The organism is Prevotella sp. C0209C1, from assembly GCF_056583855.1.
Window position 1 is genome coordinate 1 of the sequence record NZ_JBWPJP010000025.1, and the last position, 20,856, is coordinate 20,856.

The 20,856-nt window shown below is 40.8% G+C and carries 17 protein-coding genes and 2 pseudogenes; 8 read left to right on the top strand and 11 right to left on the bottom strand.

Features of this window, described 5'->3' with window-relative positions; all coding sequences use genetic code 11:
- Positions 1-207: 207 nt before the first annotated feature.
- From AC1DCD_RS07415 to AC1DCD_RS07435, 5 genes are all read right to left on the bottom strand, one after another.
- Positions 208-1,956: an AAA family ATPase gene (locus AC1DCD_RS07415; RefSeq protein ID WP_464641015.1), complete on the bottom strand. Its 1,749-nt coding sequence runs from the start codon at positions 1,954-1,956 to the stop codon at positions 208-210.
- Between the two features lie 236 nt (positions 1,957-2,192).
- Entirely contained in the window at positions 2,193-3,647 is a 1,455-nt protein-coding gene (locus tag AC1DCD_RS07420) for an ATP-binding protein (RefSeq protein WP_464641017.1), read from the bottom strand.
- 44 nt (positions 3,648-3,691) lie between these two features.
- Complete coding sequence (locus tag AC1DCD_RS07425; protein ID WP_353585834.1) at positions 3,692-4,555, bottom strand: hypothetical protein; 864 nt, start codon at positions 4,553-4,555, stop codon at positions 3,692-3,694.
- Between the two features lie 44 nt (positions 4,556-4,599).
- The gene (locus AC1DCD_RS07430) at positions 4,600-5,883 is read right to left on the bottom strand and encodes a hypothetical protein (protein ID WP_353585833.1); all 1,284 of its coding nucleotides are present in this window, start codon (positions 5,881-5,883) and stop codon (positions 4,600-4,602) included.
- A gap of 16 nt (positions 5,884-5,899) precedes the next feature.
- The gene (locus AC1DCD_RS07435; RefSeq protein WP_353585832.1) at positions 5,900-6,100 is read right to left on the bottom strand and encodes a helix-turn-helix transcriptional regulator; all 201 of its coding nucleotides are present in this window, start codon (positions 6,098-6,100) and stop codon (positions 5,900-5,902) included.
- A gap of 673 nt (positions 6,101-6,773) precedes the next feature.
- Here AC1DCD_RS07435 and AC1DCD_RS07440 point away from each other — a divergent pair.
- From AC1DCD_RS07440 to AC1DCD_RS07465, 6 genes are all read left to right on the top strand, one after another.
- Positions 6,774-7,076, top strand: coding sequence for a helix-turn-helix domain-containing protein (locus tag AC1DCD_RS07440; protein ID WP_353585831.1), 303 nt, complete (start codon positions 6,774-6,776; stop codon positions 7,074-7,076).
- A 39-nt stretch (positions 7,077-7,115) separates the two neighbouring features.
- A complete protein-coding gene (locus AC1DCD_RS07445; RefSeq protein ID WP_019036673.1) occupies positions 7,116-7,496 on the top strand; it encodes a MerR family transcriptional regulator in 381 nt (126 codons plus the stop codon).
- Complete coding sequence (locus AC1DCD_RS07450) at positions 7,493-9,553, top strand: AAA family ATPase (protein ID WP_464641020.1); 2,061 nt, start codon at positions 7,493-7,495, stop codon at positions 9,551-9,553. Before AC1DCD_RS07445 ends, AC1DCD_RS07450 begins: the two co-directional genes overlap by 4 nt.
- The gene (locus tag AC1DCD_RS07455; RefSeq protein ID WP_036857140.1) at positions 9,541-9,849 is read left to right on the top strand and encodes a helix-turn-helix domain-containing protein; all 309 of its coding nucleotides are present in this window, start codon (positions 9,541-9,543) and stop codon (positions 9,847-9,849) included. Before AC1DCD_RS07450 ends, AC1DCD_RS07455 begins: the two co-directional genes overlap by 13 nt.
- Positions 9,850-10,039: 190 nt before the next feature.
- Complete coding sequence (locus tag AC1DCD_RS07460; protein WP_036857141.1) at positions 10,040-10,804, top strand: type IV toxin-antitoxin system AbiEi family antitoxin domain-containing protein; 765 nt, start codon at positions 10,040-10,042, stop codon at positions 10,802-10,804.
- Positions 10,797-11,702, top strand: coding sequence for a nucleotidyl transferase AbiEii/AbiGii toxin family protein (locus AC1DCD_RS07465; RefSeq protein WP_036857144.1), 906 nt, complete (start codon positions 10,797-10,799; stop codon positions 11,700-11,702). The genes AC1DCD_RS07460 and AC1DCD_RS07465 overlap by 8 nt, the downstream gene beginning before the upstream one ends.
- 56 nt (positions 11,703-11,758) lie before the next feature.
- Here AC1DCD_RS07465 and AC1DCD_RS07470 read toward each other — a convergent pair.
- Together AC1DCD_RS07470 and AC1DCD_RS07475 are read right to left on the bottom strand one after the other, a co-directional pair.
- Positions 11,759-13,483: pseudogene (locus AC1DCD_RS07470) on the bottom strand (helicase-related protein); the annotation flags it as partial.
- Between the two features lie 507 nt (positions 13,484-13,990).
- A complete protein-coding gene (locus tag AC1DCD_RS07475) occupies positions 13,991-14,680 on the bottom strand; it encodes a hypothetical protein (protein ID WP_102189090.1) in 690 nt (229 codons plus the stop codon).
- Positions 14,681-15,153: 473 nt separating this feature from the next.
- Between AC1DCD_RS07475 and tet(Q) the strand changes: the two genes are divergently transcribed.
- Together tet(Q) and AC1DCD_RS07485 are read left to right on the top strand one after the other, a co-directional pair.
- Entirely contained in the window at positions 15,154-17,079 is a 1,926-nt protein-coding gene (gene tet(Q) / locus AC1DCD_RS07480) for a tetracycline resistance ribosomal protection protein Tet(Q) (RefSeq protein ID WP_464641024.1), read from the top strand.
- A pseudogene (locus AC1DCD_RS07485) lies at positions 17,079-17,216 on the top strand (two component system sensor kinase); the annotation flags it as partial. The gene tet(Q) and the pseudogene AC1DCD_RS07485, both read left to right, overlap by 1 nt.
- A gap of 196 nt (positions 17,217-17,412) precedes the next feature.
- On the opposite strand, the gene AC1DCD_RS07490 reads toward AC1DCD_RS07485, so the two are convergent.
- The 4 genes from AC1DCD_RS07490 to AC1DCD_RS07505 form a co-directional block, all read right to left on the bottom strand.
- Positions 17,413-17,823 (bottom strand): plasmid mobilization protein, encoded by a 411-nt coding sequence (locus AC1DCD_RS07490; protein ID WP_102189077.1) that lies wholly within the window; start codon positions 17,821-17,823, stop codon positions 17,413-17,415.
- Positions 17,824-18,407: 584 nt separating this feature from the next.
- Positions 18,408-18,716, bottom strand: a complete 309-nt coding sequence (locus AC1DCD_RS07495) for a helix-turn-helix domain-containing protein (protein WP_072517691.1) — start codon at positions 18,714-18,716, stop codon at positions 18,408-18,410.
- A 20-nt stretch (positions 18,717-18,736) separates the two neighbouring features.
- A complete protein-coding gene (locus AC1DCD_RS07500) occupies positions 18,737-19,006 on the bottom strand; it encodes a helix-turn-helix domain-containing protein (protein WP_008781866.1) in 270 nt (89 codons plus the stop codon).
- Positions 19,007-19,577: 571 nt separating this feature from the next.
- Positions 19,578-20,846: a site-specific integrase gene (locus tag AC1DCD_RS07505; RefSeq protein WP_072517692.1), complete on the bottom strand. Its 1,269-nt coding sequence runs from the start codon at positions 20,844-20,846 to the stop codon at positions 19,578-19,580.
- Positions 20,847-20,856: the final 10 nt, after the last annotated feature.

Genomic DNA, 20,856 nt, shown 5'->3' on the forward strand with positions numbered 1-20,856 from the left:
CTTGCAGATATTTGCAAATAATTTATAGCATAATATACTATGAATCAGATGAATATTAGGCTTTTAAGGGTGGACTAATTAATCTTTGGGAGACTGCGGTCGCCAGAGTAAAGCGACTACCGATAAAAAGAAAGCAAGCCTTGGTACCTCATAATGGCGGATCCAAAGCTTGCATGAAAAGTTCTTGCTTCTGCAAATAACAAACTATTATTTCCAAAATATCTGCATAATCATGTTTTTGATTATGCCATTGTCTAATTTTAAAGATAATGGCTTTGCCAAATCATCAATTCCTGCTGTATGTAGTGGGTGATTATATATAATTCCAAGCAAATAATAAGTTTCTGGGAAACTGGCTCCCTTACTTTGGGCGTAATTCAGCTTTTCTTTAGTTCCATGCGTAGCCAAGAACTCTTGTTGATATTCTTCAGCCAACATTTGGAAAACATTTTCTTCAATCTTTATACGAACAGCAAAACATATCGCTAGAGGGTCATACGTTTTATCTGGCTCAAGAAGGTACTTCCTACATTCTCTTTCTACTTTCTTACGAAAAGCAGTTGGATTCACCCAATCTTCATTTAGACCGATTTTCTTAAATTCATCAGTGAAGTCTGCTATATTAGTTTCGTTATTGTAATGAAAATAGAAAGTGTCAAGGTAGTCTTTTATAGATTCTGTTTCTCTTTCCTTTACAAATTTCATTAACATTGGGCTACATTTGGCATTAGAAGATTTCAGGTAGCAAACATTCATCCTTTTGTCATTGAAGCAAAAGTGTTTGAGATAATTTGGATCTAAGTGGGTTAATAAAATAGGAAAAATGACACGTTTGTCACGTTTGTATGAGTCAATTAGGTTTGAAATGTAATATTGAAAGGCAATAATATTCGCATCGTCTAAGTAATCAAAAAACTCATCAATGATCAAGATGCAATTCTTGTGCTCATGGAACTCGCATTCCATTAGCTTAGCTATAAAAACTAAGATGTCTCGTTGTCCACTTGAAATCATATTCGCTTTTGGCCATTCAATTACAAGTTGACCTTTCTTCTCTTTTGCACGTACAGAGAAGCGCTCTTTTACGGGATTGATTTCGCTTAAAGTGTCATCTAACTGTTTTCTTTGCTTTATATATTTTAGGTATGTTATAGCTTTAGAATAAACAGCTTGACCACAATTTAATCTGGTGTCTATATACTGGACAGCTGCACATATGGCATCTATGAAATTGTCATATTGCAGTGCATCCTTAAGCAAGACAGCTAATTTTTTGAATTCCTCATGCTCTAATTCGTAGTTTGAATCAAGTATAGCTTGCTTAAGTTCAATAACTTTTTTTTGATTAAAAGTCTGAATCTTAGTTTTCCATACATCAAAGGCCTTTTGATATTGTTTAAGTTCAAATTTGTGAAACTGAATCTTTTTATCAATCTTGCATAATAAATCGTATTGAGAAAACATATCCTCAATTTTTGTAATTATCTTACCAAGAACACCTCCATAAGCGTTTTTGAAGTTTCTAAAGCTATATGATATTTCTATCTTTTGGGGAATAGATTTGTATATAATCGTATCACTGATGTCTAAAGAGGCTTTTGCAACATGAAACTTTCCACGATTTTGTGCAAAGGCTTTTGGTTTCAATTGGCAGTTGACAACATGTACTGCAAAAACATTCTTTATAGTATTTGAGGTCGAATTTGCTGTTAATGTTTGGTTGTCGTCTAATAAAATACTTACAGAAGATGACAACCTTTGGTCTTGGTTGTAACAATTATCAGGGGTAAGTTCTAACTTATTTGGCTTTAATGAACTAAAAGCAGTAGCAATAGAACTCTTTCCAAATCCATTTGGAGCAACTAAAATGTTAGGGCGATTGGCAACTAATGGTTGTAATATCTCTAATTGCTCAATCCCTTTAACGTGTTGAATGGTAATTTTATTTATTTTCATTCGATTGGTAATTGCATTTAATGACTATTACTGTTATCTTATCAAAGATTGTAGCAGATTTCGGTATCGCTATTAGCGAATCCGAAACCTGCCGTTTGCTTAAAAAATGTCGTCATCAAGTTACCGTCAAGTTAAATTAAAGACAGCATAACTTGCGTAAACCGCTTAAATACAGCGTATAGCAATAATCAGGACACCTAATTAACGTATATCTATCAAGTTACCGTCAAGTTAAATTATGCCCATGTTGGGATGTACCTCATATAGCGTGGAGCGGTATCTGGGTCGAGCGGTTTTATCAACTTCTTGGCAACGGTGTCCTTAATCAGACGTGAGATTTTGGCTGCATTCTTTTCCTCAACCTTGAATCTCTCGCGCAGACTGGCATTGCTCAACGATTCGCCCTCAATGTATTTGAGGCAAGCGTGCAAGTAGGTGCACCACATCTTATCCTCAGCAGGAATGTTGTTGAAGTCGATGTGTGAGAACATTGTTACCTTGGTGGCATCTTCATACACATGGATGTTCGGTGCTGGCAAATGCATCTTCTCGCAAGCGAGTACCATTCTATCCCAGCCGCGTCCAAGCTCTTCACACATCTTCAGACGACGCATGAGTGAAGCCAATTTCTCGTTGCGAGAGCGTGGCGGATTATCAAGGATGCGCATTACATCAATCATCGGTGTGCCGGGGTTTGTAACTTCAATACGGTTGCTGAACACCTCTGCAACTGGGCCTGCACCAGTAGCATAAAGGTCTTGGTGAATAACGGCATTCGCAATACTCTCTCTTACTGCTGGCAGTGGAAATGTACTCTCAGTTGTAAGACGCACGGCATTAATGTCTTCTGTTGCTGGCAGTAATGCGAACACATAACGTACGGCAGATTCAAGGCTTTTTGCATAACCGTCGGCGAATATCTGTTCCTTTACTATCGACATACGGCTCTTGTCTGCATATTGTACGACACGGATAGCCTTACGCTCTAAGCGTCTAAAGTCGGAAAGGCGACGAGCAAAGAGAATAGCACCAAGGTTCGTAATGGCAAAGAGTCCATTGTCCTGCTTTACAATGATTTCTTCCTGACAAAGATAGTGTTCGTAGCCGTCCTTGTCGGTAGGCAAAGGCAAGTGCATGATGTCGAAGTAGGTATCACAGTTAAGCAGTTGTAGTACCCTTTGAAACGTAAGGTCGGTAACAGCGTAGGTGTCTTCAAAACGCTCACGACGCAGCCTATCCCATAGTTGTGCTTGCAATACTGGGAACTCTTGAAGTTTCTTGGTGTAACTGCCTGAACGGATATAGATGACCTTCTCAAAGGTTACAGGGATATTCTGTGCCTTTGCCACAATCATGATTTCCACATGCTTGCCGTCAATCTCCGTGCTGTGAAACTCGAAGTCTGCATTGTTGGAAAGCAGATAGCGTAGCCAGTTCTCCAGTTCCTGCTTGCCTTTCTTCAGCTCTTTCAAACGGACGGTAGTGCCTACCACTTTATGGGTGCTATCTTCCACGCCCCATATCATGTATGCGTAGCTTTTCTCGGCGAGGACGGCACTGTTTGCCAGTGCACTGATGTCCTCGCCTATCACTTCAGGACTCCAGTTATTCTGTTTGAACTCTACCCAACCTGTCTCGTCGGGGAGTTTGCACAACTCCAGTACCAGTTTATCTAAGTTGTTTCTTTCCATATATTTGTTTCCCAATTCACCAAAATGTACTAATCACAAATTAATCAATAATAGAGCGAATTTCTTTTCAAGAAATCCATCGCCATTTGCTTATCTTTAAACATACAATTTATCTCAGAACTGTTGTTGAATTTTATACCAACAACATATCTATCAATAATAGAGTCCTCTGGCAATTCTTTATAATCGTTGAGATATTCTATTGCCTGGTTAAGAGATACAAATCTTTGTTCTTTCCCATGAAGTGGTAAAACGAAAATATAATTAATCTGTCTCTTTAGAGAAGATTCCAAATCATTCATAAACGGTACAATCAGGTCTTGATTGGAAGCAACGAAGTCCTTTTTAATGGTGTTTATGGTTCGACAATTTTTGAACTTATTTGCAATTTTTGTCAACTCTTTTTCTGATGTAGTTTCATCAAAATAAATATTTAGCCCATGCTTCTGGAATGTTTTAACTACTCTTTCAAAAGGCATGTAAAGAACATGAAATCCTTGATTTCGTAGTTGTTCCAAAGAATTCTCAGTAAAAACGCCACTAAGAATAGCTCCTTTGAATGGAGCAAGTTCCTGATATTTCTGAGCTATGGGAAGGACGGCACCAGCAATTTCCTGCACTTTATTCTTAGAATGCTTTGTGTATCTTCTCCATGCTAGCTCTATAAATGCAATAGGCTCTCCTTGGATTGTGTCAGACCCATTTCTTTCTATAACATAATCTAAGTCATGGTGACTGCCATTAATGTCATCCCATGTTATTTTCTTTGTTTTACGAACAGGTCTTTCCCCTATCGTGTCCAAATATACTCCATACTTATTGCACATTTCTCTAATAGGAGACTTCATAGCATCCTCAAAGAAAGTATCTATATATTCTCCTAAAGTGTGTGACGGTGATGTTGCCATATTTTATTGTTTTTTTCTTGGAATCCCAAAATGCTACTGCAAGATTATTTATTTATCCAAAGTCTTCCCTCTTTAAGAGGTACTCTGTGCTTTCGGTTTTTCCACTTGACATTTCTATCCCTTAGTTTCTCAAAGGAATATTCCTTGAACCCAGAGTTAATGGCCAATTTTCCTAGCCATTCATCAACAGGAATATATATACCATATGGAGCAGAGTCTCCAATAACGAAACACATTTTACAATTATCTTTCGTTTTAAGATTTAGCGTTTGGAAAACGCATGCAAGGTCATAGAAATATACGACTATCATGTAATGATAATTTTTCTTTCCACCATGCTTCTCTCGCTCCTCTGCAAGGAGATTGTACTTTTCTTTAAGTTCATCTTTTATTGGAGCCAAAAGGGGCGATTCTATTAATTGTGGAATTTCATTCTTTAAGCGTGAGACATGCTGTGTGCATGCACGAACTAGATTCGTACTTACACCCTTCAAGCCATTATATCCATCAAGTTCCCCCCAAAAAGACATTTCCAATCGCATTGCGTCAGCATAATTATAATTGTTTGCATATGGAGGAGATGTAATAACCAAGTCACACCAGTTATCTGGTATATCCACATCTTTTCGAGCATCTTGCGGCAGAATAATAGAATTATGGCACGAATCACTAACATTGCTTCGGTTTATATCAAAACAAATATCGCTAATCTTGCGCAGAAATGCATCAAATGGTTCGAGAACATTTGCTTTGGATTTGTTTGGCTGAATATATTGCCATTGGGCTGTACCTACGGGGGAAGTACTCCTAAGAATAGATGTGATAACAAACCACATGAAATTTTTATCGTTCCCTTCATCCATCATTAGACAAGCCGTTTTAAGCGCATTTAATTTTTTGAGAGTTGTCTCAGGATAGCACTTAAGAATTAGAGGAGGGTAGTTTGTAACCTCATTGTCAATAGACTTTGCTCTTTCCAAAAGTTCTTTGGAAATTTGTTGAATATGTGAAACTGATAAAACATTCCACTGAAGTTTAGCACTGGCTATTCTGTATACATATGGATTTGCTTCAAGTCCATAGGCAAAAACATCATGTTTTGTGCTTTCTACAGCAACAGTACCAGAGCCGACAAATGGGTCAATAATATGTGTGCGATTATTCTTTTTTTCTTCTTCAATAATTTTGGCCACCCAAGCTGCAGAAAAACCAGCAGTATATCTATACCAACGATGAATTGGTAATTTCATATTATCCTCAAAGGTAGAGGATGTCTTATCTTTTAGTTGTTCCTCAAATTCGGGAAATAAAACGGTCTGTATTGGCATCGTATTTTTTTTATTTTTACTCCTCTGTTACCAATAAGAGTCTTGGATTTATATTTAATAAACTGGCAATCTTGTAGATATTTTCTAACGATGGTTGCGACGTATTTGTACACCATTTAGAAACGGTGACAGGGTCTTTGCCCATTTGGTCTGCCAACCATTTACCAGTATGACCAGTGTCTGCAAGGACACTTTTTATGCGGTTCATCTTTTTCATTCGGCTTAATGTTTTCCGCAAAGTTATTAAATTATTGGAACATTCTATCATCAAGACTTAATTATTTGACTGCACCCAAATAAACCATACAAGAAATACCGAGAAACTTTTTGGGTGTAATAAAAGGTGTAAATCACGTAACCCGTTGACTTACACCCTTATTTGCGGAGAGAGAGGTTTATGAACCAAACTCAGCTAACTCGTTGTAATTAAATGTTCTATCAATTTTGACAAATCGGTAGTGTAGCATTTTTGTAGCAGTATTTTGACCGCTTGATGACTACCATTCTGACTACCTGTTGAAAGCACAACTGCTCTCTTTTCTTGGGTACAAAAGTATATAAAATTGTACTAACCTCCAAATCTTTGTACCATAAAGATTTAGATATTTTACTGCTACACTTTCCAGTGCAAGGTGCAAGCCCCTATATATAAGGGGACTTGCACCTTGCACTGGAGGGATTTTCTCAAAATTATTTGATTTTGTTCTGGAATGATTGTTATTACAATGTATTTTCGTTTATGAATTCTAGAAAACAAACCAATTAAATCATCCCATGTTGACATCGCTCATCATATTCATCTGCACCTAATGCAAGCCACCTTGCATGGGATGCAAACATTTGAATGTGGCGGGTTGCTCAAATTTAGGTGTCTTTGTAACTTTATACATATGAAACAGTTGCACAAAACCCTAAAGGAAAAGCGAGAGCATGAAGGATACTCACAGGAGTATATCGCTGAAAAACTGAAAGTTAGCTCAAGTACCATCTCAAGATGGGAAACAGGATCCGTATCCATGAGTATAGTACAAATTTGCAGTTATGCCAAAGTTTTGGAAATGGATGAGAGTGATCTGCTTGCATCTATTGCAAGGAGAAGAAGAGAAATACCACCCCCATTTATCCGACTGGGCATAGACGTGTTTGACGAAGAGACTTATGGAAAGATAATGGATCTCGCCAAGGAATTGTGACCGCAGCACATTATCTTACAAACCAAATTATAAAGGCTGATGGAAATAATAGCAGTAGAAAGCCAAGCCTATCAGGAACTGATAGACAGGCTCAACCGAATAGAGCAGTATGTTGAGCGCACTTCTCATCTTATCCAAGATATAGATGACGAGCTGGAGATGACCACGAAGGACCTTATCGGGACTCTGAATGTTTCAGAGTCCACCCTTTACCGCTGGCGCAAGAAGCAGTTGGTACGGTATCGCTACACGGAGGGTGGCGATGTACGCTACTTCTTCAAGTCTATCGTGATAGCCACGAAGTGTAACCGGCTCCGCGTATCAGGTATGAGAAACGACGAGATTCTTGGTCGGCTCAACCGTTTCAAGGACAATCTCATCATGAGTTCATGTATTAATCCTAAAAACCGACAACTATGATAGAAAAGGAACAGATTCTTTTACTTACACAAGGAGGTTTGAATGTGTTTTCACATTTCCTTGGCTTTGAGGTAAACCTTCATCGCAACTTCCGAAGCCCTTTCTATGACGATAGGCGGGCTTCCTGCCATATCTACTACGACAGGAAAACTTCTTCTTACAAATTCTATGATCATGGAGATACCACCTATTCTGGGGATTGCTTCTGGTTTGTGGCAACCCTCCGTAATTTGAACCTGAAAACAAGTTTTCCCGAAGTATTGGAAACGATTGTACAAGAACTTGGATTGTATTCTTTATGTGATGGTGAAAAGCATAGCAGCCATATCACGTCAGCATATAAAAAAACTATTGTTCCCACTCCTAAGGCTGATATAACCAAGTGGACGGAAGAACGTCCATATAGTTTTGAGATACAGCCATTTGACGATGGGCTGCTGAACTATTGGGGACATTATGGCATCCATGAGGATACACTCCGTCGCTTTCGTGTACGGAGTCTTAAACGCTATGAAAGTGTATCTGCTGAAGGCAAGAAGTTTGAACTTTATAGCTCGCCTACGGAACCTATGTTTGCCTATATCGGAAACGGCTATGTAAAGATATACCGACCTCACAGTCCAAAAATCCGCTTTCTTTATGGTGGACGGATGCCTGCCACGTATTGCTTCGGAATGGAGCAGATTCCTGCCAAAGGAGATATGCTTTTCATTACAGGTGGAGAAAAGGATGTACTCTCATTGTATGCACACGGCTTCAATGCAATTTGTTTCAACAGTGAAACCGCACAGATACCGACAAGTATCATTGAGAGCCTTCAGCTTCGTTTTAGGCATATAATACTCTTATATGATGCGGATGAAACAGGTGTACGGGAGGCACATAAACAGTCTGAACATCTGGTGGAATACAAGGTCTTGAACCTTTCACTTCCGCTAAGTGGTACGAAGTCTGAAAAAGACATTTCTGATTTCTTTGCCTTAGGCAACGGGGCAAAGGAACTGAAAGAGCTGCTTGCCAAGATGTTCTCAGATCTATATAGCCAAACCATGATGATGTTACGTTCCTGTGAGATTGATTATGAGAATCCACCAGACATTTCCAAATCAGTAGTAGCAGTAAACGGTGTGCCACTCGGCACACAGGATAACCTGTTCTGCATTACTGGAGGTGAGGGGACAGGCAAGAGCAACTATGTGGGTGCCATCCTTGCCGGAGCGTTGGGAGAAAAACGATTGCCGATAGAGAAGACCTTGGGATTAGAGATTACTCCCAATCCCAAAGGCTTGGCGGTCCTACACTATGACACGGAACAGTCCGAGGCACAACTCCACAAGAATTTGGGCAAGACATTACGCAGGGCTTCTCTGACAGCAGTACCTGAATATTATCATTCTCTGTATCTTGCTTCGCTTTCCCGTAAAGACCGATTGAAACTTATCCGTGAGAGTATGGACCTGTTTCATCACAAGCATGGGGGCATCCATCTTGTGGTGATTGACGGCATAGCTGACTTGATACGTTCCGCCAACGATGAAACGGAAAGTATTGCCATCGTGGATGAGCTTTACCGCTTGGCAGGGATTTACAACACCAGCATCATCTGCGTACTGCATTTCGTGCCGAATGGTATCAAACTCCGTGGGCATATTGGCTCCGAACTTCAACGCAAGGCGGCGGGAATTCTTTCCATAGAGAAAGATGATAATCCTGAATACTCTGTGGTGAAAGCTCTGAAAGTCCGTGACGGAAGCCCGTTGGACGTACCGATGATGCTTTTCGGCTGGGATAAGGCTGAGGACATGCACGTCTATCGTGGCGAGAAGTCTAAAGAGGACAAGGAAAAACGCAAGACTGATGAACTCATTGCCGTTGTCAAAGAAGCTTTCCGAAATTCTTTCAAGCTCACTTACCAAGAACTTTGTGAGGTTCTGATGCGAGAAATGGAAATCAAGGACAGAACTGCAAAGAAATACATCGCCTATATGAAAGAACAACATATCTTGGCACAAGATACCAATGGTAACTATCAAAAAGGAGAACTATGCCGTACTTAGATTATAAAACCGAAGACACTTGGCAAAAACGCCTGTTCGACAAGATGATAAGCGTCGAGGATAAACTCGACCGCCTGCTTGTCCTGCAGGATCAATCTGTTGACACAACCGTCCATGCTCCCCTGAAACCGGAATATCTGGATATCATAGATGTATCCAAGATACTCAAAGTAGAACAAAAGACCATCTATAATTGGGTGTGGGCAGGAAAAATTCCCTATCTCAAAGCCAATGGCAGATTACTTTTCCTTCGGGAAGAGATAGATGAAATGGTACGGAAGCGAGAAGGTTGGTAGAAGTCAGTTCTATACAAGTATGTTGGAAATGTTCATGTTTAATTTCATCCTCTTTTTCCTCACTATGGTTGAAATATTATCCTACAAGTCAACTATTAGTTTACTTTCAGGAAAATAATTCAACCAATCGACTGTAATTACTAAAGTCTTTTGTACCTTTGCGGTTGGTTTTAATTACAGCAAGTAAACTATGAGTATACTAAAAGGGAAAAAAATAAACCAAATGCTTCAATCTGGGCAAAAGAACGGATTGCTGTTTGCGACATGGCTCGTAGAGCATGGCTATTCCAGGCAGTTGTTGAGCAGATATCGTTCTTCTGGTTGGTTATCCTCTCTATGTAAGGGAGTCATGTACCGCACAGGCGACACGCTGTCCGCTTTTGGTGCTTTGCAGTCCTTTAACGAACAAGTAGGAAAGAGTTTTCGTGTTGCAGCGCATTCTGCTTTGGAGCTTTGGGGCTTCAACCATTATGTTCCTATGGGCAAACCCCTGTTAATGGTATCAACGGCAAGTGATAAAATGCCACAATGGATGAAGCATGACATTTTCGACCGTGAATTTAAGTTCTTCAAGACAGAAGTATTTGTCCGTGCACAGATAACAACTTTAACATATTTGGACTGGAGGCTGCTTATATCCTCCCCGGAGCAGGCTTTTATGGAATGTCTGTTGCTTACACCGCGACAATATGATTATATGGATTTATTTTATATCATGGAGCAGCTGACCACTCTGCGTCCGAATGTTGTCCAATCGTTATTGGAAACCACAAAACATTACAAAATGAAGAGGCTGTTTCTATATATGGCAGAGAAAGCGGGGCATTATTGGTATGAAGATTTAGACCTTACAAAAATAGATTTGGGGACACATAAACTCCAACTCGTCAAACCTGGTATATATATCAGCAAATATAAGATGATTGTACCAAAAGAATTAAACGATTATGAATGATCAACAATATAAAAAACAGGTGGCATTGTTACTACGCATTATGCCTTTGGTTTACAAGATAACGGACTTTGCTGTTCATGGAGGTACGGCTATTAACCTGTTCCACCAGAATATGCCGCGTTACTCGGTTGATATTGACCTCACCTATATTCCGATAGAGCCACGCACAGCGAGTTTGGAAAAGATAAATCAACATCTTGGAGAACTGAAAACAAGTATAGAACGTGCCATTCCCGGAATACATGTGGTACATAAATCCGAAGTATGGAAATTGCAGTGCACGCATGATGGTGCTACGGTGAAAATAGAGGTAAATGGTACAAAACGGGGCATACTTGGAGAGGTTGAAATTATGGAACTCTGTCCGAAAGCGAAGGAAGAGTTTCAAGCCAGCTGTAAGGCACGTATAGTTCCTTATTCTCAACTTTATGGGGGGAAGATTGCAGCCGCCCTCAGCCGCCAGCATCCACGTGACATGTTTGACTGCAAATACATGAAAGACCAAACGCTTGAAAGTGTAAAAGGCGGACTCATCTTATGCTTATTGGGAAGCGACAAGCCTATCGTGGAATCCTTGTCTCCTAATAACATAAACCAAGAGGAGGCACTTGAAAACCAATTCAAGGGAATGTCAGATATTCCATTTACATATACAGACTATGAGCAGGCTCGTAAATCCATTATTAAAAAGGTAAATGACAGCCTTACAAATACAGACAAGGAATTCCTCGTTTCCTTTGAGGAGGGAACACCACAGTGGGAGAAATGTTGCGCAGGTGATTTAAGCCAATATCCATCTGTACAATGGAAACTACTGAATATAGGTAAACTTAAGAAACAGACTCCCGATAAGCACAAAGAAGGAATAGATAAGCTAAAAAGTTATTTGCAGGTATAGTGATAAAAGTCAGACATTCAATACGGATGTCTGACTTTTAGCCCCTCGGCATATGTTTAGTGCCTCCATTTGGGTCTGAAACTCTGCAAACGGCTATTCTCTTCTTTATCTTGGACAGGATTATTCTCATTTTTCATCTTGACAGAATAATTATTGTTGGGTAAATTCTCTTCTTGCTCCTTTTCTTCCGTTTCATCTTTTTCCTCATCAGGTGGAGCAAGTGTAAGTGCAATCTTTCTGTCCAGCTCCGCAGCTTCACTTTTAAGTGAGCGAAGCTCGTCCTCTTTCTTCCAAGAACTGTTGGCAATGTTGGTGTAAACGTCTTTGTTGGTCACGACCTTTGCCATTTCCTTCTCATGCGACTCTATCACCTTAGGGATACGCTCCAAGGCATTTACGAAGTTCTCGCAGGCAAGTTTCGGGTCTGCCGCTAACTTACCGTTATTATAAGTATAGTAGATGCTCTCCTGTCCCTTGACAAAGAAGCGGTTTATCGAGCAATCAAACAGATCCTTTGAACTGCTCTCCGTCTTGACCATGATGGAAAAGCCGTAAACCTCGCCAATCTTGTTGTACTCGCTCTTGGTACGAGCCTTTTCCTCTATCTCATGCAGACGGGCGGCGATGACCTTTATGTCGGTACTGTCCTCCACACCTTTAATGACAAGTTTATTGATAGGATTACCTTCTTTGTCACGCTCCACACGCTTCTCAAAGCACGCCAAGTCTGCCTTGGCTTCCTTGATCTTGTCTGAATGGAAAGACACGGAGCTGTCAATCTCCGCCAACTTGCCCGTTGCGGTATCACGCTCACGGAGGAAATTCTTACGCTCGGATTCCAGCGTGGCAATCTTCTTGTCGAGTTTGGCTTTCTCTAACAAGTCCGTATTACCAGATAGCACGGCAACATACTCTGAAAAGTTCATACCGCTATCCTCGTCCATCGATCCCTCGTCAATGGTACGACTACCGAGCGTGTTGGTCTTCAACTGATTGATAAACAATTGCTTGTTATGTAGTAGGTTGAACTTATAACTGTCCAACGACCGCTCCACGGCATAGATAATCACATCGACCTTGTTGTCAGCAAATTCTTTGGCAACCATATTACCTTTACGAATTGCCCGACCATTTCGCTGCTCCAAATCTGAGGGTCGCCAGGGTGTATCAAGTTGATGCACCGCCACCGCACGCTGCTGGGCGTTGACACCCGTTCCAAGCATAGAAGTAGAACCGAAAATGATGCGGATGTCTCCACGATTCATCGCTTCTACCATCGCTTTTTTGGCTTTCTCGTTCTTGCACTCCTGAATAAAGCGTATCTCGTAAGACGGGATATGATAATCTTCTACCAATTTACGCTTCACCTCAGAATAGATATTGAAGTCCCCACCGGGCTTGTAAGTACCCAAGTCAGAAAACACAAATTGCGTACCTTTCTGTGCATCATACTTCTGATAGTAGTCATTGAGTAATTTCGCACAATGGCTTGCCTTGTTGTCGATATGGTCTGAGTACCCGTTTTCGTCTATCATGCGTAGATCCAAGCTCATCTTGCGGGCGTAGTCAGTTGCAATCAGCATCTTTGCCTTTTCCTCACTCTCACTCAGTGGTGCACGTCCCAAGAGTGTGGCATTGCCCGTCTTGGCGAACTCCATCAGTTTGCCGATAAATACCTCTTGTTCGGGCGTAGGTGGTATGTTGTGCAGTATCTCGTTTTTCTCGGGACGGTCGATACCGATGTCCTTTGCCGTGCGGAAGTCACAAATCTCCGCATAAAATCATTTTAGGAGAAGTAAATGCTTGACTAATAGATTTTTGATGACGCAAAAGACAAAAAGGAGAACAAATAGGAAACGAGCGAAGCTCTTTCACACTCCTTATTTTGCACAACTTCAAAGAACCCTTGCTTCTCGTTGCAAAGGTACGTATTTATTTTGTGGAGAATGGGTGAAATACAAGAACCGTAGATTCAACTATCAAACGATGCCAGCACGATAACCACGTGTGCAATCTCCAATTCCTCTGAGTTTTCAAACCCTTACGTCTCAGCACAAAAGCAGAGAACTCAACCGCAATTACTTAGCGATTGAGCCTCCGTTGTAGAGCTGTCTTCAGCCTTTATCTGGCAACTGCAATTAAGATTGTAATTACTTGACTATTAGTTGATCGTTAATCCATTGCTCGCCCACGAGGTAGCTGAGCATATAATGTCATATTGGATAGGTATATGAGGGTGTATTGTTTTGCTGGATTTAAGACATCGAGTCCCTTCTAGATAAGGAGAGCTACCTATATATCCCCCAAGAAGCGGTACCTCCATTGCTGTCCGACGTTTTAAACCCCAGTCGAATTAAAGATTGACTTCCAGAGACCGCCATTGGAACTTTTATCTCTGTGTTTACTCCAATAGCTCCAATAGCGGTTCTCGATTTTGTTTCGGCAGCCCATTTCGTGAAACAATTGTATACTGGTGTAAGAGCTGCAGCCGAGCGACATAAGAAACGGACGCCCTTAGCTTCTCTTGTTACGGAGCTAAAAGACGAATAGCCCCACTGATTATCGCTGGTGCTTATTACCCCAGCTTCTGAAGCTCTCAAGGTGCTTTCTTCGATCGTCTTTTGTCTTGGATTGGTCAAGAGAAGTTCATTGGGAGTCTCGTTGTCGTATTCTTTAATAAACTTATTGGTCTCTTCGATTTCTTTGATAGCATTGTCAAACATAGACTCTGTGAGACCGAGGCCTAACGCTTCTTCCTTTGTGATCACAAGGGAATACTCTCGCTTGTCTTCGTCTAAAACTAGATACTTCGCCAACAATAGATTAGCGTCAGCTTGTGTTGATATCCCTATAACTCTAAAATGAGGATTGATGGGATCTGCCAAGGAACCTGATGTTGGCTCTTCTTGGTTGCAAGAGGAGAGTCCTAAACCAAGTGTAAGGCAGATAGCAAGTAGTAAATAGTGCTTCATATTCATAGTTGCAGTGTTTTTGTGTCCTTGAATTAAAAAGAAATCTTTGAATTACTCTAAGGTGGCCAATCTTGATGATTAACATCACCCCTACAGCGTTTCATTGCGAAGGTAGGAATAATTTTAGAAAGAAGCAATATCTATCGAACGAGCGAAGTTTTTTCCTATATTTGTAATCAGATTGTACTTGACATTGGCATGTGCGATCTCGAAAAAAACTAGGCTATAAAACTCCCTATGAAGTTTTTTTCCTACATTTGTAACTGTGTTGCACTTGACACTGGAATGTGCGAAAGTTAAAAAATCCTCCCACTTTTGTTAGATATATTTTTTTGTGTAATTTTGTAATCGTTATGCGGCAGTAATAATATACATATTAATACGAGTTAGTAATCCTGTAGTTCTCACATGCTACGAGGAGGTATTAAAAGGTGCATTTCGACAATGCATCTATTGTAGTATATTATTGCTTAATCCAAATGAATATTATAAATTTAGGAATTCTTGCTCACATTGATGCAGGAAAAACTTCCGTAACCGAGAATCTGCTGTTTGCCAGTGGAGCAACGGAAAAGTGCGGCCGTGTGGATAATGGTGACACCATAACAGACTCTATGGATATAGAGAAACGTAGAGGAATTACTGTTCGGGCTTCTACGACATCTATTATCAGGAATGGTGTGAAATGCAATATCATTGACACTCCGGGACACATGGATTTTATTGCGGAAGTGGAGCGGACATTCAAAATGCTTGATGGAGCAGTCCTCATCTTATCCGCAAAGGAAGGCATACAAGCGCAAACAAAGTTGCTGTTCAATACTTTACAAAAACTGCAAATCCCGACAATTATATTTATCAATAAAATTGACCGTGACGGTGTGAATTTAGAGCGTTTGTATCTGGATATAAAAACAAATCTGTCTCAAGATGTCCTGTTTATGCAAACTATTGTCGATGGATTGGTTTATCCGATTTGCTCCCAAACATATATAAAGGAAGAATACAAAGAATTTGTATGCAACCATGACGACAATATATTAGAACGATATTTGGCGGATAGCGAAATTTCACCGGCTGATTATTGGAATACGATAATCGATCTTGTGGCAAAAGCCAAAGTCTATCCGGTACTACATGGATCAGCAATGTTCAATATCGGTATCAATGAGTTGTTGGACGCCATCTCTTCTTTTATACTTCCTCCAGAATCAGTCTCAAACAGACTTTCAGCTTATCTCTATAAGATAGAGCATGACCCCAAAGGACATAAAAGAAGTTTTCTAAAAATAATTGACGGAAGTCTGAGACTTCGAGACATTGTAAGAATCAACGATTCGGAAAAATTCATCAAGATTAAAAATCTAAAGACTATTTATCAGGGCAGAGAGATAAATGTTGATGAAGTGGGGGCCAATGATATCGCGATTGTAGAAGATATGGAAGATTTTCGAATCGGAGATTATTTAGGTGCTAAACCTTGTTTGATTCAAGGGTTATCTCGTCAGCATCCCGCTCTCAAATCCTCCGTCCGGCCAGACAGGCCCGAAGAGAGAAGCAAGGTGATATCCGCTCTGAATACATTGTGGATTGAAGACCCGTCTTTGTCCTTTTCCATAAACTCATATAGTGATGAATTGGAAATCTCGTTATATGGTTTGACACAAAAGGAAATCATACAGACATTGCTGGAAGAACGATTTTCCGTCAAGGTCCATTTTGATGAGATCAAGACTATCTACAAAGAACGACCTATAAAAAAGGTGAATAAGATTATTCAGATCGAAGTGCCGCCCAACCCTTATTGGGCCACAATAGGGCTGACTATTGAACCCTTACCGTTAGGGACAGGGTTGCAAATCGAAAGTGACATCTCCTATGGTTATCTGAACCATTCTTTTCAAAATGCCGTTTTTGAAGGGATTCGTATGTCTTGCCAATCTGGTTTACATGGATGGGAAGTGACTGATCTGAAAGTAACTTTTACTCAAGCCGAGTATTATAGCCCGGTAAGTACACCTGCTGATTTCAGACAGCTGACCCCTTATGTCTTCAGGCTGGCCTTGCAACAGTCAGGTGTGGACATCCTCGAACCGATGCTCTATTTTGAGTTGCAGATACCCCAATCGGCAAGTTCCAAAGCTATTACAGATTTGCAAAAAATGATGTCTGAGATTGAAGACATCAGTTGTAATAATGAGTGGTGTCATATTAAAGGGAAAGTTCCATTAAATACAAGTAAAGACTATGCCTCAGAAGTAAGTTCGTACACTAAGGGCTTAGGCATTTTTATGGTTAAGCCATGTGGGTATCAAATAACAAAAGACGGTTATTCTGATAATATCCGCATGAACGAAAAAGATAAACTTTTATTCATGTTCCAAAAATCAATGTCATTAAAATAATGGAGCGGTCAGGAAATTTCTATAAGGCAATACGGTTGGGATATATACTTATCTCCATTCTTATCGGATGTATGGCATATAATAGCCTCTATGAATGGCAGGAGATAGAAGCATTAGAACTTGGCAATAAAAAAATAGGTTCATCCGAGATTTTGTGTGATACCTAACAGCGGGATAAGAAAGAAGCTGGCTCTATCTTTAGTACCTTTGAAAAAGTTAACTAATACTATTCTTAGTACTTATGATAGAAACCAGCTTCTTTCTTATTCACCTTCTTGAAGTTGTAGCCGAGCGCACCCCCGAGGTTCTCCGTTGCTGAAATCTTAGCAATCATTACTTGCGGTAATCAATGGTCAGAGAGATAGCCTGCTCCTGCAAAGCAATTATCTGAGCTGATTGTTGCTCCAGCTTCTCAAGCAGTATCTGTGCAGTCTTCACGCTATGATAGCTATTGATGGCTCGTACAGCTTGGTTATAGAGTACACCTATTTTATGTATCTGGGCAGTCAATTCGGAGAGCTTACGATAGTACTCCACGGCAGACTTATCTACCGTTATCACCTTGAAATGCTCTCCCAATATCCTTGCCCGCACGAAGTCGGACTTCGTTTCCGCCCCTGACTTATGGAACAACTCAATCGCCCGTTGCTGGTCTTTCGGGTCAGGCAAGCGTACATGCCAGTTGTCCCAGCGAGGCTTATTCAGCTCTTTTCGCTTACGATCTCTTTCTGTCTGCTCGTTCATCTGTTGTTTCTTCTGTTAATTACGACTTTGGAGTAATTCTTCTCCCCTTCGGGGCAAGGGTCTTTGTGGTACAAACGGCAGTTTGTGTCACAAAGACACACCTTGCCAATATCAAGAATTGATGCCACCCACTTAGGGGCGATTGGAAATTAGCTTTTGACTTTCTGAGCTAAGTTTTGAGTCTGGTTAAGACTTGGCTCAGTTTTGACTCAACTCAAAATTGACTTAGCTCAAGAGTTAGGTTTTGACTCAACTCAATTTTGACTTGACTCAATTTTGACTTTGGTCAATTTTGACTTGAGTTAAAACCCTCTTCTTGACCAGACCAAATCTTGACTTACCCAACTCTTAACCGAAATCCCCTATGGCTTACTCATTTGACCGTAGGTAATTGTAAGTTCAGATTAAACGCTGAAAACGCACCGATGAAGTCAACAATCCCCAAAGAGGAACAAAAGCACGCACACCGATGGAAGAATTGACACTCTCCGAGAGATTGTATGCTCTTGACGTCAGCGTTCCCGAGTTCAAATGAGTATCCGCTAAACCATATCTCAACTCACTTCTTTTACCCCGCTGTTCAATTACTTATTTATCTTATATATAGGATTATAGTACCTTTCAAGCATCGCTTGTATATCGCTCTGTTTGTAGAGTATCTTGCCTCCGATTTTGTGATAAGCTATTGTTCCACTGTCTCGGTACTCTTGGAGCGTGCGACTACTCAGACGTAACAGTTTGCAGACTTCCTCACTTGTAAGGTAAACCTCTCCGCCCAACATAGGACGTGCAGTAGCACAATAACGCTCCAGCTTCTTCAAGACGCTCTCCATAAGTTGTGCAAACATCTGCATTTGCGGGTCTTGTTGTGTAATGATTTCGTTCTCTGACATAGTTCATTCAGTGTTTGAGTTCAGTCTTTCTTTGCATTCAGTATCTCAGTGATGTCGCTCTCTTTGTAATAGCATTTATGCCCAATCATAGAGAACGGGATTTTACCCGTATCCCGATAGTGTTGCAGAGTGCGCTTGCTAATACCAAGCCTACGGCATACGGCTTCATTGTCGAGCCATTCCTCCGTTTCGGGAGGACACCCGATAAGCCGTTCAATACGATGGATGAAATCTGCAAAGGAGGAGCAGTGCTGCTCCCATGCCTTGCGGTCGATGATGATAAGTTTCATTGCATTGTTGTTGATTACGTTATTCATACTCGGCAAACGAGCAGTTTTTCTGTCGATTGCCCTTCTTGTTGGATGCAAAAGTAACCCCTCTAAAGCAGAAAAAGAAAGAGTAAGGAAGAATACGGAAATAGTTAGGACACAAGGGAAATGGCGAACAAAAAAGTCTAGGCTATTGCGGTAATGAGATGAGGTGCTGGTTCGTTCCGTACTAGCGAAAATAAAATCAGGTCACTCTTGAGTGTTCGATTGCTTCGACATCTCTCTATCAATTAACAGAGCAAGAGTACACTCTTTGGCTCAATTGATTGGTGGAGTATTTGTTTTGTCGCTTCTTGCGTCCAAAGAGCCTGAGTATGCCGTATTCGTTCGGGCTTATTCTTTTGGTGGTTAGCCTATTGCTGCAAGGTTGGAGCGAAAAATACGACCGCACTAACAATCAAATTTTTGCAAGTATGATAGTAGCAAAGCACAGAGAAAAGCCCTGCGGTGGAGATTTTTCACTCCATCCGCAGGACTTGACCTTGCAAGCAATCAAGGCAACCGCCATACCTTTGCCCGACCGATTACGGCTTCAGGGCTTTTTGGAAGGATCTCTTGGCGGACAGACACGCAATGCCTTTCTTAGCTCTCTTGTGGTATCACTTCCCATCAGTGGTTGCATTTCACGTGCGATTTTGCTCTTGCTAACCTTTGCGTAGAGTTCGGTAGTGGAAATAAAGCGATGTCCGAGCATCTTACTGACAGTTTCTATCGGTAAGCCATTCTCCAAGCAAATAGTTGTCGCAAAAGTGTGTCGTGCTGTATGCGAGGTAGCTTCGGTATGTGGTGGCAATCCTGCTTTGAGGATAATCTCTCTTATCTTGCGATTGAAATGGCTGTTAGTAGGAAACTCTCGAAAGAATAACCCCTCCGTTCTTCCACCTCTAAAGATGGAAAGGATTTCTTCAGCAATAGGCAGTAAAGGAACAATACACCTATTCTGTGTTTTTGTGCGACAGAGCGATATGTACCTACGCCCATCACTAAGCGTGTAAACATCATCCATTCTAAGTTTCTTTAAGTCAGAGAATGCTAGACCCGTAAAGCAACCTAAGAGAAAGATGAGCCTGCAATGGTTGTCTACCGATTTGTGCGGACGAAATGAAAGCAATTTGTGTAGCTCGTCAGAAGTAAGGGCATTCCGCTCGTATGTGGGTGTTTCTATATCAATGAAGTCGAAAGGGTCTTCACGGATATACTGCTCCTGCAACGCTTTACGGATGACTTGATGCAGGTGACGCAGTCGATTGGAAACGGAGCTTTCCTTGTTCCCCAAGTCTCGTAGCATAAACAAACGGTAGCTTTCTATAAGGTCTTTGTCAACCGATTGTGGAAGACACTCTTCATTGTTACTAGCCCTTAGGAAACGGACAAAGCTCTTTTGGCTGTCCTTAAATGCCCTCACTGTAGCCTTACTGAGCGTATGCCCCTTTAATTCCTCTTTGCTTTCAGATAGGGATTGATAAAGTTCTACAAGCGTTGGGATAGGCTTCGTTTGTCGTAGATACTGTTCTTTGAGATATTCAGCTGTCACATAGTTCTCTTCCCTTAATGTGAGTTCATACAGTGTATGAAGTCGTTCATCCATTGAGTTCAGTTGCAGATTGACAAGGTTCGCTCTGTTTGCCCCCTCTTTGATACGAGCTTTCCTCGCTAACCAATCATTGGGAGACGTACACAAGCCTGTTGAGAAAGAAGATGATGTCCCATTGCAAGTGATACGACAACGAATAACGCATCTACTCTGTTTATTTGTCTTGCTCCTATCTATGTAGAATAGAACTGAAAATGTACTTTTCATTATTCTTGAA

Excerpts from the sequence above, each read along its gene's own strand:
- AC1DCD_RS07490 (WP_102189077.1), bottom strand. The coding sequence starts at position 17,823 with ATGAACGAGCAGACAGAAAGAGATCGTAAGCGAAAAGAGCTGAATAAG.
- AC1DCD_RS07450 (WP_464641020.1), top strand. The coding sequence starts at position 7,493 with ATGATAGAAAAGGAACAGATTCTTTTACTTACACAAGGAGGTTTGAAT.
- AC1DCD_RS07455 (WP_036857140.1), top strand. The coding sequence starts at position 9,541 with ATGCCGTACTTAGATTATAAAACCGAAGACACTTGGCAAAAACGCCTG.
- AC1DCD_RS07475 (WP_102189090.1), bottom strand. The coding sequence starts at position 14,680 with ATGAATATGAAGCACTATTTACTACTTGCTATCTGCCTTACACTTGGT.
- AC1DCD_RS07430 (WP_353585833.1), bottom strand. The coding sequence starts at position 5,883 with ATGCCAATACAGACCGTTTTATTTCCCGAATTTGAGGAACAACTAAAA.
- AC1DCD_RS07505 (WP_072517692.1), bottom strand. The coding sequence starts at position 20,846 with ATGAAAAGTACATTTTCAGTTCTATTCTACATAGATAGGAGCAAGACA.
- AC1DCD_RS07435 (WP_353585832.1), bottom strand. The coding sequence starts at position 6,100 with ATGAAAAAGATGAACCGCATAAAAAGTGTCCTTGCAGACACTGGTCAT.
- AC1DCD_RS07495 (WP_072517691.1), bottom strand. The coding sequence starts at position 18,716 with ATGTCAGAGAACGAAATCATTACACAACAAGACCCGCAAATGCAGATG.
- AC1DCD_RS07500 (WP_008781866.1), bottom strand. The coding sequence starts at position 19,006 with ATGAAACTTATCATCATCGACCGCAAGGCATGGGAGCAGCACTGCTCC.
- AC1DCD_RS07445 (WP_019036673.1), top strand. The coding sequence starts at position 7,116 with ATGGAAATAATAGCAGTAGAAAGCCAAGCCTATCAGGAACTGATAGAC.
- AC1DCD_RS07440 (WP_353585831.1), top strand. The coding sequence starts at position 6,774 with ATGAAACAGTTGCACAAAACCCTAAAGGAAAAGCGAGAGCATGAAGGA.
- AC1DCD_RS07425 (WP_353585834.1), bottom strand. The coding sequence starts at position 4,555 with ATGGCAACATCACCGTCACACACTTTAGGAGAATATATAGATACTTTC.
- AC1DCD_RS07465 (WP_036857144.1), top strand. The coding sequence starts at position 10,797 with ATGAATGATCAACAATATAAAAAACAGGTGGCATTGTTACTACGCATT.
- AC1DCD_RS07460 (WP_036857141.1), top strand. The coding sequence starts at position 10,040 with ATGAGTATACTAAAAGGGAAAAAAATAAACCAAATGCTTCAATCTGGG.
- AC1DCD_RS07415 (WP_464641015.1), bottom strand. The coding sequence starts at position 1,956 with ATGAAAATAAATAAAATTACCATTCAACACGTTAAAGGGATTGAGCAA.
- AC1DCD_RS07420 (WP_464641017.1), bottom strand. The coding sequence starts at position 3,647 with ATGGAAAGAAACAACTTAGATAAACTGGTACTGGAGTTGTGCAAACTC.